The 14751-nt window shown below is 33.7% G+C and carries 8 protein-coding genes and 1 other RNA gene; 5 read left to right on the top strand and 4 right to left on the bottom strand.

All coding sequences use genetic code 11. The features are described from left to right. The first annotated feature begins 1329 nt into the window (after positions 1-1329). Entirely contained in the window at positions 1330-2205 is an 876-nt protein-coding gene (locus F6K23_RS12755) for an ABC transporter permease (RefSeq protein WP_293155557.1), read from the top strand. A 910-nt stretch (positions 2206-3115) separates the two neighbouring features. After that, entirely contained in the window at positions 3116-3238 is a 123-nt protein-coding gene (locus F6K23_RS12750) for a hypothetical protein (RefSeq protein WP_293155554.1), read from the top strand. Between the two features lie 25 nt (positions 3239-3263). On the opposite strand, the gene F6K23_RS12745 is transcribed toward F6K23_RS12750, so the two are convergent. Further along, on the bottom strand, positions 3264-4166 hold the full coding sequence (locus F6K23_RS12745; RefSeq protein WP_293155551.1) for a hypothetical protein: 903 nt from the start codon (positions 4164-4166) through the stop codon (positions 3264-3266). A gap of 2194 nt (positions 4167-6360) precedes the next feature. Here F6K23_RS12745 and F6K23_RS12740 point away from each other — a divergent pair. Beyond that, positions 6361-6918: an NUDIX hydrolase gene (locus F6K23_RS12740; RefSeq protein ID WP_293155549.1), complete on the top strand. Its 558-nt coding sequence runs from the start codon at positions 6361-6363 to the stop codon at positions 6916-6918. Between the two features lie 276 nt (positions 6919-7194). Then, the gene (locus F6K23_RS12735) at positions 7195-8625 is read left to right on the top strand and encodes a deoxyribodipyrimidine photo-lyase, 8-HDF type (RefSeq protein WP_293155547.1); all 1431 of its coding nucleotides are present in this window, start codon (positions 7195-7197) and stop codon (positions 8623-8625) included. A gap of 110 nt (positions 8626-8735) precedes the next feature. Here the strand turns inward: F6K23_RS12735 and ssrS are convergent. The 3 genes from ssrS to F6K23_RS12720 form a co-directional block, all read right to left on the bottom strand. Next, a non-coding RNA gene (gene ssrS / locus F6K23_RS12730) (6S RNA) lies at positions 8736-8921 on the bottom strand. Positions 8922-9328: 407 nt separating this feature from the next. Beyond that, positions 9329-10486, bottom strand: coding sequence for a 5-(carboxyamino)imidazole ribonucleotide synthase (locus F6K23_RS12725; RefSeq protein WP_293155544.1), 1158 nt, complete (start codon positions 10484-10486; stop codon positions 9329-9331). A 1182-nt stretch (positions 10487-11668) separates the two neighbouring features. Further along, positions 11669-12292 carry a Uma2 family endonuclease gene (locus tag F6K23_RS12720; RefSeq protein ID WP_293155541.1) on the bottom strand — a complete coding sequence of 208 codons (624 nt, stop codon included), beginning with the start codon at positions 12290-12292 and terminating at the stop codon, positions 11669-11671. A 680-nt stretch (positions 12293-12972) separates the two neighbouring features. Here F6K23_RS12720 and F6K23_RS12715 point away from each other — a divergent pair. After that, positions 12973-14160, top strand: a complete 1188-nt coding sequence (locus F6K23_RS12715) for a serine hydrolase (protein WP_293155538.1) — start codon at positions 12973-12975, stop codon at positions 14158-14160. The last annotated feature ends 591 nt before the right edge of the window (positions 14161-14751 follow it).

Genomic DNA, 14751 nt, shown 5'->3' with positions numbered 1-14751 from the left:
TTAGGGGAAGACCTCCTCAGTCCTCAGGAGAAAGGAGGAATGAGAGTGAGAATTATCTGGGGATATTCGGGCATTTTATATCTGCATTAAATGGAAATAAAAAGTGCAATACAATAACTGTATAACCGGATTTAATATTCAACCTGAATTATTCAGTAATTATGAACAATTAATAATTAAGAATTAACAATTAATAATTAATAATGACCTCTACTTCAAAGAAGAGAATTGACTAAAAATATTTTTTTCTGTTCTGTTTCTACTGGTAGGGCAAAAGTCCGTGACGCTGTTAAGAAGAGACTCTATATAGTATCTGGATAATTAGTTATCTGATGATTAGGGGAAGACCTCCTCAGTCCTCAGGAGAAAGGAGGAATGAGAGTGAGAATTATCTGGGGATATTCGGGCATTTTATATCTGCATTAAATGGAAATAAAAAGTGCAATACAATAACTGTATAACCGGATTTCATATTAAACCTGAATTATTCAGTAATGAGGTAAAAAAATTTGGTAAGCATTTCCTAGGTCATGCTGCGCAAACAGCTATTAGCTGTCAGCTTTCAGCTCTTATGAGGGGATTTTAATATATAGACTTTAAAGCCAGCTTTTAGGCGTAAAATTTAATTCTCACTCAATTAGTAAAGCTTTTATCGTAGAACTAAAAAAAAGTAATAGCTGATGGCTGAATGCTTACAAAATTTGATAATTTCTGAAAAAAACTTACTATTGCGAGAGAATATTTAGATGAATTATGAAATACTTTTTGTCTGTCATTTTTGTGACAATAAAATCTCTATTACTTATAGCAATTCCCATGCTGGTGAGGTGCAAAATTCATTTTTTTTAGGGAGTAGGGAGTAGGGAATAGAAAAGAAGAAAAACAACTGTGCCTCAGTAACTTAATCGACGCTATATTACCTAAAAATTGTGGTATAAAGCCTCCCCTTTTATACCATTTTTCAAAAAGAATGCTATATCTGATTAGGTGGGGAAGTGTGGGGAGTGTGGGAGGTAGGGGGAGGGGTTAAAAGTAGGAAAAATCTATACTAACAAACTAATAAGTGTCAAAAACAGACTTTAAATCTTGGTAACTATTTGACTGTTGAAGTATCGGTGAATCATAGCATTACTTTTGGTAATTGGTATTAAGGGGATAAAAAAATAGAATATTCCTCATGTCAAGCTTCCTTATTGCAGGAGGTACTGATACAGGAGGTACTAATAACTGATAACTGAAATGACCTTCCTTTATTCTCTGTTCAGGTCTCAAACGTCAGCTCTGTATATGTTAAAATGCTATTTCTGAAACCAGAGAAATTATAGAATTATGGCAAGTAGATTTTCAGCAACTAAAATGTTTAATCTGTCTAGTAAACCAACTATTTCAATGCAGATGATGTGGGTCGGCTTAATCATTACAGTTTTATTTATATTAATTGCTATTTTATCTCCACTTTTAGAAAATTTAGACTTGCTCCAAGACCCCAAAGAATTCCTAAGTAACCCCATTCATCAACCACCATCTTTTGAGCATTGGTTTGGTACAAATCGTCAAGGTTATGATGTATTTTCCCGAACATTATTCGGCGTACAAGTTGCTTGGCAAGTTGTAATTTTAGCCACAGCATTAAGTTTAATTATTGGTGTGCCTCTAGGAATGGTAAGTGGTTATCTTGGCGGTAAAATTGATAAGGTTTTAATATTTTTTATGGATACCGTTTATACTTTACCAGGATTATTACTTTCAATAACTCTAGCTTTTGTCGTGGGAAAAGGAATATTAAATGCAGCGATCGCTCTGAGTATTGCTTATATTCCACAATATTATCGAGTAGTTCGCAATCATACAGTTAGTGTAAAAAATGAACTTTTTATTGAAGCAGCAAAAGCGATGGGTGCTAATACTTGGAGAGTATTAACCCGTTATTTATTTCTTAATGTTATTCAGAGTGTTCCTGTGTTGTTTACTCTTAATGCTGCAGATGCAGTTTTAGTATTAGGAGGATTGGGATTTTTAGGATTAGGATTACCTCCTGAAACCGCTGAATGGGGAAATGATTTAAGGTTAGCTTTAGATGCTTTACCCACAGGTATTTGGTGGACTGCTTTTTTCCCTGGTTGTGCTTTAACTTTAATGGTAATTGGTTTATCTTTATTAGGGGAAGGATTGAATGAATTTGTTAATCCTAAGTTCAGAAATTAATGAAGAAGGAAGAGGGAAGAAGAAAGAAGGAAGAAGGAAGTAAAAAAGAAGGAAGAAAGAAGAAGGAAGAAAGAAGGTTGATTATTAATATTTTGTTTTTTAGATATTTTATAAGTCAAGGGTAGTAATGGCAGTTGTTATCAAACCTAGTATTGGACTGTTTAATCTTAAATGTTGCAATCGCAAATTTTTAACAGATAACTTCTTCTATAGCGTTTTCAAAGGAGAAGGCAGAAAGAAGAAGGAAGAAGAAAGGTTGATTATTAATATAGAGTTGGTTATTTACTAACAGTAACAAGTCCGACAAATCTTCTTAACTATTCCTAGATGAACTGTTGTCCGTTGCCTAAAAGCGACCAGGTTTTTTACGCAACTCAAATGAAATTACTATAGCTATAATGACAAATATAAAGCACTATTTTAGCTGAAACAGTTTAGCGAATAATTAAGGTTTAAACCCTCTCCTTTAAAGGAAAAAAAGCGGTTGAGGGATGGATGGGTTTCCTAACTATATCCAATCAACCAAGAGAAGAAAAAATTTTCACGCTCCGCGTCAATCCTCTCCTTTTTAAGGAGAGGTAATTGTTAATTATTGCTCTGCTGATTAAATCTAAAAGCATTGACATATAAAAATAAGTGCCTTTTTGGGGTCGAATTGCAGTGCAAATTTTTCAGCTCTTCATGCTCATGCATATTAGTATTTTAGGCAAGAGTTGGGCAGAAAAATTGAGAGAAAATTCTTACTCCTACCTCCTCGCTAATTCCCATTTCTCCTGTCTCCCCCTCCTGGGAGGGGTTAGGGGTGGATTGTCTCCTGTCTTCTGTCTCCTACCCCTACTAAAAGAATTTTGAGGGCAAACCCTAATTATTAGGTGGTGGTGCATAGTAATGGTAAAGGAAGTGTGGGGAGATGGGGACCCACCCGCGCACCCCTCCGGTGGAGGGGAATGTGGGGAGATGGGGAGTGTGGGAAAAATTAAAAAATATATATCCTCACCATTACTATGCAGGACTACCAATTATTAATTATTAATTATTAATTATTAATTAATTACCAATTACCATCTACCAAAAGCACCCCATACTGCCCCAGAAATTATGCCCCAAATTGACCCAATACCTGCACCAATAATTACTCCTTTCAGTAAAGTAACTTGACGAATAATTCCTAAACTTAAAAAGAAATCATCTCCCACAGTTGTAGACAAAATAGCTCCAATAATTCCCCAAGCGATCGCCGTCAAAAAACAACCCCAAATTGCTCCAACAATTGCACCTCTTATGCCAATTAATTCTAATGCTAAAGGTAAAGGAGGAGCCATAATTAATCCACCTAATATAATTCCAGATATTGCTCCACCAATAGCACCATTACCACCACCAAAAATTACTGTAGCTATTAATAATTGAGGCAAGTTACTAGAAGTAATATCAATATTTGCTTGACTCCAAAACAGTAAGCCAACTGTTGCAACTATACCTATTATTGTGCCAAAAAAAGACCCCCAAATCGCACCTAAAATTGCTCCCGACTTACCCCAAATTCTCGCACCTCCTAAAAACATAGGAGGTTTAAACAAACTCCAAACAAAACCAAAAATTGCTCCCAGAAATGCTCCGGATATATATGCTCTACCAAAATTAGCATCCCGATTTAATATTGCTAACATTAATCCTCCTATCGCGCTGCCCAGGAACAATCCACCAACAATTCCAAATATTATATAACTTTTGCTAGATTCATCCTGTTTTCCCATTAATGATTTCCAAATTAAGCTAATAATAGTACACCACAAGATACCCATTAATAATGCACTTACAATAGTGACTAAATTTTGATTAATTCCTATGGATAAACCAGCCAAAGTAGCACCAAATAAAAAACCCCAAACAGTACCACCAATTGTGCCCCAGATTATCTTATGAATTATATTTGTCTGATTGCTAGGTAACTCTCTCATAATTTTATTGTTGCTAGACTATAAAGGTGTTAGATGTTAAGTTTTAGGTTGCTCAACTTTTTTTTACCTAATACCTACTACCTAACACTTACCGAATAATTAATAATTAATAATTGTTAATTAAATAATTCAGGTAAAAAGCCTCTCCAAGGCTAGGCCACAAGCTATCGCTCTACAAGGGGAAAAAAATAAATAATATTTCCTTATATTCAATTCCGTAACGGTTAAAATCCAAGGTAATTATCCATTATTTATTATCCATTAATGAAAACCTTATTTTCAATTTAACCTACTACTTAAAATATTCTCCAATAAACTAATAGAAATCCTGAAAAATTATCTTGACTATCAGGAATTAAAGTATAACGAGACCTACTACCACAACGCCTAGTACTAATATTCCAAGAACCTCCTCTTAAAACTTTATATAAATTTTTTTCATATTCTCAAATCCTACCATCTGATGGTGCAAAATTATAATTATCATGTCAGCATTCAGCTATTACCATTCAGCGCAGCATTCCCCAGGAAATGCTTACCTTTAACTTGGTAATCTTTATAGCTTCTATATTGGGAGAAATTATCAGAAATGTGTCACTTCAGTTATCAGTTATCAGTTATCAGTACCTCTGCCTGTTTGCGCAGCATTCCGCAGGAAAGTCAGAGGTTTGAAATATGGAACTTTATTTTTTTTCATCCCCTTGAAAGGGGAGGCTTTTTACCTTATTTTTTGGTCATTCGTAATTGATACCATTTATCTAAATATTTCACTGTCTAAATAGGGTTTGCGCTCAAAAGTCTTATGGGTAAGGGGAGGAGACAGGAGACAGGAGACAGGAGACAGGAGACAGGATAAATGGGAATTATAGAGGAGGTAGGAGCAAGAATTCTAAGAATGATTTTTCTGCCCAAATCTTGAACAAAATCCGCTTATTTTTGAACCATTACCACTTAAAAACTCGCACTTTTTGATACTTTAAAAGACTAAAAAGTTTATATATAAAGACTTTTATATTTAATCAGCAAGCCCTAAATATTCTTTGATTAAAAACATTTTTAGACGTTGCTTTTCAGTTCTATGACCTCATATTATCAACTTTTAATGTTTCAAATTCAAAAGTATTATTTGAAGCGTTAGTAGTTCTTGATTTTAGTTGAATAGTATAATTTTGATATAAAAACACACTGCCACTCAAACTAAGATATATTATGCATAAGCTCAAAAAAATTATACAATTTCACCGATCGCTCATACTGTTATTTGATTAATTTATCGATAAGTTATCGCACATTTTAACGAAGTCATAAGTTGTTTTTGTAACAGGGATTTGAGCGTAAGCATTCAGCTATTAGTATTTCCGTTTTTCATGCTCCGCAAACAGTTTTTCCTGCGGAATGCGGAGCTAATATCATGTCCGGATGATTAAGTATAATAAAAATGTTTTCCTCTCAATCTTGAAGAAATATCCCAAATTTCTACTCCGTTTTAAGTCTTCCCTCTTGAATTTACACCTACCACCTAATACCTACAACCTACAACCTAAAAACTGTATTATCACGTTATTAAGCGGACATAATATAACAGCTTTTAAAGGTACAGTACTTACTAAAGTTAGCTCATAGCTTTTTTATTTTCTGCGTAATGCTACGCAAACATAAGTTTTAATTCTCTTTAGAGAGTAATTCTTCCTCTGGTGTGATAGTGACTTAATAACTCATAGCTGATAGCTGATAGCTGACCGCTGAATGCTTACATTTGAGCAAGTATCCGAAAACATTTCGCCTTAAAAGGCAGCGTTTTAGACCCAATTATTTTGATAAACTGTAAATCTAAATCTAGAGTTGAAAAATAAAAAAGTGCTCATAGCTTAAAAGTTTGTCTCTGTTATCGAATAATTAAGGTTGAAACCCTATTATTCGTTGAATAAATAAAGCAAAAAATACTGTTCCTCAATCCTATCCATTTTCATAAAAAGTAATTATTCATTCTTAATTGTTAATTATTAATTCTTTAACTGGAGTAGTTATCTGAACTATTACCAGAATCAATCTATATGAACTTCAGCAAAATATAAACAGTTTTATATGTAAAAAAATTGACAATTATTATTGATAGATTATTATCTTTAATCACTTAACCTTGATTTATACCAAAGATGATATGATAGTTAAAACTTATTGTTTATGATATTTTATGCACAATCAAGAACCACCCAAAATTATTAAACAACGTCTGCAATATCAAGGCAGAAAATTTAACTTTGACGTTAATCATCTGCGTCTACCTAATGGAGTTGAAGGAGACTGGGAATGTATTCGTCATCCAGGAGGAGCTTTATGTATTCCTGTTACTTCAGATGGAAAATTAGTCTTAGTAAAGCAATATCGATTTGCCATTAAAGATAGGATTTTAGAATTTCCAGCAGGTACAATAGAAGAAAATGAAAATCCTGCTGATACTATCAAACGAGAAATAGAAGAAGAAACAGGTTATCGCGCTAATAAATGGCAAAAGTTAGGAGAATTTCCTCTCGCTCCTGGATACTCGGATGAATTTATTTATGCTTTTTTAGCAGAAGATTTAGAAAAGTTAGAAAATCCACCAGCACAAGATATTGATGAAGATATAGAAACAGTTTTAATGACACCTCAAGAATTAGAAAAGGCTATCTTTGATGGAGAAATTGTTGATGCTAAGTCAATCTGTAGTTTATTCCTGGCAAAACCATTTTTATCAGGAAGGAAGAAGTAAGAATATTAATTAATAATTAATTATTAATTATTAATTATTAATAATTGTTGACCTGCCTCTCCTTGTATAGATTTAAGGATTTTTTTTGCCTTATTTTTGTCTAATACCAATTACCAAAACTAATTCTATACTTAGATAACTTCAATTATTAAGTAATTAATACAGGCACATAGAACCTTTTTCATAATTAGCACGCCAATTAGTATTAATTATTCTTATGTTTACTTCTCCCCCACTCCCCTACTCCCCTACTCCCCCACTCCCTTGCTCAATAAAATGTCTGACTTAATTCTCTTTTGGCATCGACGCGATTTACGCATTTCAGATAATATCGGACTTACACAAGCATCTCAACAAAATCAAAAAGTAGTAGGTATATTTTGCCTTGACCAAAATATTCTCAAACGAGACGATATTGCCCCCGCAAGAATAACCTATATGATTGGTTGTTTACAACATCTACAAAAACACTACCAAGAAATAGGAAGTCAACTATTAATACTCTCAGGAAAACCTGCCGAAGCTATACCTAAATTAGCAACTTTTCTAGAGGCAAAAGCAGTATATTGGAATCTAGATGTTGAACCTTATAGTAGAGAACGCGATCGCCAAGTTACTGAAAATTTAGAAACAGTAAATATTCAAGTAAAAACATTTTGGGATCAACTCCTTCATTGCCCAGAAAAAATATTTACTTCTACTAATAAACCCTATAGTGTCTATACCCCATTCTGGAGAACTTGGAGCAGCAAAAAAAAATCTAACCCAGTCAATACTCCCCTACTTCAAGGGTTAACTGAAGAGCAACTTCAACAAACCAAAAAAGTAGCAGTTATTGATTTACCTACTGCCAAAGAATTAGGATTTAATTGGGAAAACCCACTCATTCTCGAACCAGGAGAAACTATAGCGCTAGAAAAATTAGAAACATTTTGCCAAGCAGCAATATACTCATACCAACAACAACGAAATTTCCCTAGTATTGATGGTACATCCCTACTCAGTCCTGCCCTAAAATTTGGTGCTATTGGTATTCGGACAGTTTGGGCAAAAACTCAAGAATTAATAGAAAATTGTTCTAGCGATGAAGCATTTGAAAATATCGAAACTTGGCAAAAAGAAATAGCATGGCGCGAATTTTATCAATATGTTATGTATCATTATCCCGAACTAGAAACAGGTCCTTATCGCCCACATTGGAAAAATTTTCCCTGGGAGAATAATGAAGCATATTTTTTGGCCTGGTGTGAAGGTAAAACTGGTTATCCTATTGTTGATGCTGCCATGCGTCAGTTAAATGAAACAGGTTGGATGCACAACCGTTGCAGAATGATAGTTGCTAGTTTTCTGACCAAAGATTTAATAATTAATTGGCAGTGGGGCGAAAAATATTTTATGCAAAAGTTGATAGATGGAGACCTTTCGGCAAATAATGGCGGTTGGCAGTGGAGTGCGTCGAGTGGAATGGACCCTAAACCGTTGAGAATATTTAATCCTGCATCTCAGACACAAAAATATGACCCAGAAGCAGAATATATTCGAGAGTGGGTGTCAGAGTTGCGTAATGTAGATACGGAATATTTAGTTACTGGTAAAATTCCGGTGGATGAGCGAGAAGCTGTAAATTATCCTGCACCTATTGTTGACCATAAAAAACGACAACAAATATTCAAGTCACTTTATCAGGAGCAGAAGCAGAAAAATTAATTTTGTAGATTCTGTAGGTTAGGTTGAGATAAACGAAACCCAAAACTTGTTACCTTTTACAGTCAAAATTTTCTTCCTTCTTCCTTCTTCCTTCTTCCTTCCCAAAAAAATAGTTCACCGCAACGCCGTCTTACCTCAGCTTTTGACCTGGATAATACCAGGTGGGTTCCTCGGCTCAAGTTTAAAGTTTCTGAGTACAAGCTCAGTTTACTGCCACTCAAACATCTAGGTCCCGATGTTTTTTGATTTGTAGGTCAAAAAAACATTTTTGGCAGTCACCAACGTCGTAGTAGAACCTAGTGACTATTATACCTATTATTTTTTGAATGTCACCCCATGCTAGGAAAATCAAGCTGAAAAGTTAATACGGGTTAGGTTATAGCCTACATTCCGCACGACAAAATGTAGTATAAAAGAAGGAGTCAGGAGTCAGGAGACAGGAGACAGGAGACAGAATTTTAGAAGAAAATCATAGCTGCCGTGATTGAGTAATCAATCAATACTGCAAGTATTTATGCGTAAATTTTTGACTCGGAATTTGATCAACGAAAAAAGTAATTAAGATGATTTGCATAGTATAAATACCTAGCAAGCTACAGATTTATATACTACTTTTAATGTTACGCTCTTGACGTGCGGAATGTGGGTTATAGGTAAGCTCCCCTACTCCCCTACTCCCCTACTCCCCTACTCCCCCACTTCCCTATTTTTGACTCTGCCAGAGACTTTCAATTTCCTGGGCGATCGCCTCAGCTTTCTGACGGCACTTGGTAGAATTTTCCTCATGCACCAATACTGTTACATGGCCTAACTTTCGACCAGGGCGAGATTCTGTTTTGCCATACCACCAAACCGAAGCATTAGGAATTTGAGCTAATTTTTGCCGTTTTGTCAAGTAGTCATTTACCGCAAATTCATAACCCAACAAATTCACCATCACTGCGCCCCTAGACTTAAGAGTGGTACTACCCAGAGGTAGACCACAAACAGCCCGTAAATGTTGTTCAAATTGAGAAGTCTCACAAGCATCCAAAGTGTAATGACCAGAGTTATGAGTTCTAGGAGCAATTTCATTAATTAAAACTTTTTTATCTTTAGTAATAAATAATTCAATACCAAATACTCCCACAACTTCTAAACTATTGAGGAGAGTTTGAGCGATCGCCTGAATTTCTTTGACTAATTCTAAATTTTCATCACAGACAAAAACCCGCCGACAAACCTGATTTTCTTGTTGTGTTTCTACTACTGGGTAAACTTTAATTTCACCAGTCACTGAACGAGCAGCAATAATTGCAACTTCTCGGTCAAAAGGGATAAATTCTTGAATGAAAATATTTGGATTTATCTGAGATTTTAAACTATTAATATCCTGAATAATAGAAATACCATGACCATCATAACCATGACGACGTGCTTTCAATACTAGAGGAAATTTTATTGCTTCAGCTTCTGTTTCCCACTCCCAAAATTTGAGAACAGGTAAACCTAAATCTCGTAAATAACATAACTGTTCATATTTATCTAATAACGGCTTTAACGCAGATAAGTTAGGACGAAAAATCACATTTTTTGTACTCAGAAGCGACAATTCATCTATATTAATAAACTCATTTTCAAAAGTAATCACATCACAACTATTTGCTAACTGAGCAGTTGCCCGAGCATCATCAATTTCTGCCAAAATAGTATCTTTTGCTATAGATACTGCCGGGTCATCTTTTTCAGGAGTTTGAATAATTAAATCTACTCCTAATTTTTTAGCAGCATCTGCCATCATCCATGCCAACTGACCCCCACCAATTACACCCACTCGCTGAATTTTGTTTTGGTGTTTTTTTGCTTTTTCAGTACTATTCATTTTGATTGTCAATTCAGTTTCAACTTTTGTATTTTATAGCAGAATAAAGAAGGAAAAAGGAAGAAGGAAGAAGGAAAAATCTTGGGTTATCTTAGTTTTCAGCTTTTGATATGTCCGCGCCCTTTTCTTCGACTACTATAACAAAATAAAAATAGTTTTTATCAGTTTCATTAATCTATGGCAATCCTATTTCAGTTGCGGGCAAAAATATCTTTAGGAAATAGGGAGTAAGGAATAGAAAAGAAGAAAAACAACTGTACCTCAGTAACTTGGGAAACGCTATATACAAAACAGGAAGCTTTAACGAAGTCAGAAGTCAGAAGTCAGAAGTGATTTTTGTAACGGGGATTTGAGAAAAGCTCCAAAAATATTGCGCCTTAAAAGGCGGGGTTTTAGACACACATTATTTTGATAAAACATTACAAATTAATTTCGTAATTTGAACAACAATTTTCTTGAAAATTTTAGATAACTTTTACTCTTTTTTACCTAACAGTTAATAATTGATTCCAACTAGCTTCAAGTTTAAGATTTTAAATTTTAGATAACTTTTACTCTTTTTTACCTAACAGTTAATAACTGATTCCAACTAGCTTCAAGTTTAAGATTTTAAATTTTAGATAACTTTTACTCTTTTTCACTTAACAACTTATTCCAACTACCTTCAAGTTTGAAATTTTAAATTTTAGATATAGCAATAGCCAAAGCTATTAGGACTTATGCTGATGAATCTTAGACTAGACAATGTTTTTTCCACTGTTTCCAGTTAAGTGTTCCCTGTTATAACTTTTACCTTCTTTCAGTTACCGAATAATTAAGGTTTAAAGCCTCTTCTTTAAAACAAAAAAAATCAACAAAAAAAAATTAAGTTCGCCAGTACTATCAGTTTTTAGGAGAGGTAATTTCAGTTATCAGTTAACAGCACCTCTGTAATAAGGAAGCAAGAAAATACGGAATTATCTTTTTTTATCCCCTTAAAAAGAGAGGCTTTGGACCACGATTTTTCGGTAATTATTAAGTAGGTAAGTCTAATTAAACGTTAAAAAAATTGTATGGGCGAGTTTAACCAAAACGAAAGCTTTGACTTAAGCACGCTCGAGTTCTAAAAACCCGCCCTCTAATATTTTGTTTATTTATGCTCACCTACCTAATTAGTCATTATTAATTATTAATTATTAATTATTAATTACTTAAATCAGCTCTTAATTTTTTTTCTGCTTCTACTTCATCTAGTTTTGATTGTTCGATAAACTCATAAAATATTGCTTTTTCAATCTTAGGAAATGTAGGGCTAGTTTCAACTTCAACATATTTTTTATTTTGCAGTTGATAAATTAGTAAAACTTCTCCATCATAACGCCAAAATTCTGATATTCCCATGCTGGCATAAAGATTAAGCTTATTAATATCGGTATGAGTAATGTCAACTTCTACCACTAAATCAGGCGGTGGATCTTTAGTTAAATCAATTTTTTTCCCTGCCACCTTTGATTGATTTTGAATGTAATAACAATTGTCAGGTTCTGCACCTCTGTCTAATTGTGGATAATTCAAAGTCGTCGAGCCCAAAGTTTTGATTTTTAAACCCATTTCAAAAACTAAAATCCTGATAAATAAACCAATTATTTCTCTAGCAAATTCATGTTCTTCCAGAGGCATAGTAATTTCCAATATTCCTTGATCATATATAATTCTGGCATTGCGACTTTCTCCCAGAGCTTCAATAATTTTTTGGTACTTCTGCCAATTCAAGTTATAGAAAACAATTCTTTTTTCAGGAATAGTTAGAGCAACAGTATTAATCATTTTTTTTCCTATCAAACCATTTTGTTCCCATTTCAGTCATAGCTGAAAATACTAGATAAAAAATCAAAATACTTATACCGATAAGAAATGTTACTAAATCATCCGGCATTTGTTAATCCCTAGTCAATTTTATCCACCGATGATAACATGAATAACGTTTCGCTACGCGATATGTTGGCGAAGCATTCTAAAGGAAAACCCTGAACCTTGCTTCAGAAGTATCTCTATCTATATAAAAATTCCCAAGAAGCGTGAGCTACAAAATTCTGGGTTATATCAATGCATTAATAAAGCCAAAAATTTATCGCTTTTAGGCAACAGCTCCGAAAGGCAACAGCTCCGGAAGGGAATATATAGGAAAAAAGTATTTTTGCAAATATGAGATGCACCCAAAATTCTTTTGTTTTAGGGAGTATTCAATAATTAATTATTAATTATTAATTATTAATTATTACTTATCCTTGAAAAGAAGAGGATTGACGCGGAGCGTGAAAATTTTTTCTTCTCTTGGTCGATTGGATATGGCTCCGAGACCTCGCCATCCCATCCTAAGGTCATGCTCCGCAAACGACCGCTTGTTTCTCCTTTAAAGGAGAGGCTTTAAACCTTAATTATTCGGTAAAAAAGAAAAACAACTGTACCTTGGTAACTTGAGAAACGCTATATTTCAGGTAATAACTATGAACATTATCAACTTTATCCTAATTTTTATTGTGCCTCTAATTACCACTTGCTTGATTATTTGGCGCTTTTATCTAGAACCGAAAATAACTATGTTTGATGATGATAAAAGAGTGAATAATTTCCGCCATATGGATCGGGTTTTTCCCAGTAAAATTATTTATCGTTCTACTAAACCCTATAATTTTCAGGAGAATTTATACGACCTGAATACATCCTATCAATTTCAGGGCGAAACTCGGACAATCAAAGACTTTTTACAACGCACAGGCAATACAGGATTTTTAATAGTTAAAAATGATGTAATTATTTATGAAAAATATTCTCAAGGTTATACAAAAAATGATAAAAAAACTTCTTGGTCAGTGGCAAAGAGTTTTATTTCTGCGTTAATAGGTATTGCGATTAATGATGGTTATATTGAAAGTCTTGATGACTCAATTACTAAATATATGCCAGAGTTAAAAGCATCTGGATATAACAATATACCAATTAAGCATATTCTACAAATGTCTTCTGGAATAAATTTTAGTGAAGCCTATGAAGATGATAATTCTGATATTAATAAACTTTTATATAAATTATTTTTGTATATGCGACCTATGGAGAAGGCGATTTTAAATTATCCTGCTAAAGAGCCATCAGGTAATTACTTTGAATATGTAAGTTTGAATACTCAGATATTAGGTTTATTGTTGAGGCGAGTCACTAAACAAGATATTGTCAGTTATTTAGAAAAGAAATTATGGCAACCAATGGGAGCAGAATCAGATGCTTATTGGTTAACTGATAATTATGGAACTGAAGTAACTTTTTGTGGGATGAATTGTACTTTGAGAGATTATGCAAAATTTGCTTTAGTTTATTTACATAATGGGTATTTTAACGGGCAACAAATTATTCCTAAAAGTTGGGTAAAAGAGTCAATAATACCTGATAGTCCTCACTTAAAACCAGGGGCTACAGATGAGCTTTATTTTAAGTGGGGTTATCAATATCATTGGTGGATTCCTGAAGGTTCAAATGGTGATTATTGTGCGACTGGTGCTTGGGGACAATACATTTATATTAATCCAGAAAAGAATTTTGTTGGCGTAAAAACTGGTTCTAGTAATAGTATTTTGAGGACTATTGATGATGTGGAAACTGTTGCTTTATTTCGGGCGATCGCTGATGAGTTAAATTAATAAAATAGGGGTTAGGTTGACCTTAAAAACTCAACAAATTAATTCCGATTATTTATTCTCAATTTGTTTGGTAGGCAAATATAGCGCTACGCGCAAGTCAGAAGTCAGAAGTCAAAAGTCAGAAGTAATCCCTGACTAACTTTGAGCATTTATATATGTCCTAACCTATTTGCATAGTGCTGTATAAGCTTGACTACAATGCTTTATCTATAGCTCCCATAACTTACAATCTCAAATTATGTGGGTTTTAAGTTTTAGTTATAGGTTTTAGTTTTTAGTTTGAAAATTTTAAACTTTGTCATTAATCTCTGACAAAAAAGGATAAAAATTTTTTCTATCATTTCACGAAATTTCAATCTTTTTAGCTCTTTTGCTCAATTTTGTAATATTATAAATAGTGATATAATCTATAGCTATTTTATTACTTAACAAGATTTTGAAGCTGCAAATACTTATGATGTCGTTGTTTGAGGAGCGATCGCTCTTAACTTATTTTTAGATGAATGACTAATTTTCCTCTCTTCATTTTTCGATGGGTTGATAGATTTGCCGTTTTGTGATACTTAAGTTTTTCTTTATCTCAACGTTGGT

Source organism: Okeania sp. SIO2C9, from assembly GCF_010672455.1.
In the GTDB taxonomy this organism is placed as follows: Bacteria; Cyanobacteriota; Cyanobacteriia; order Cyanobacteriales; family Microcoleaceae; genus Okeania.
This window is presented reverse-complemented; position numbering and strand designations above follow the sequence as displayed.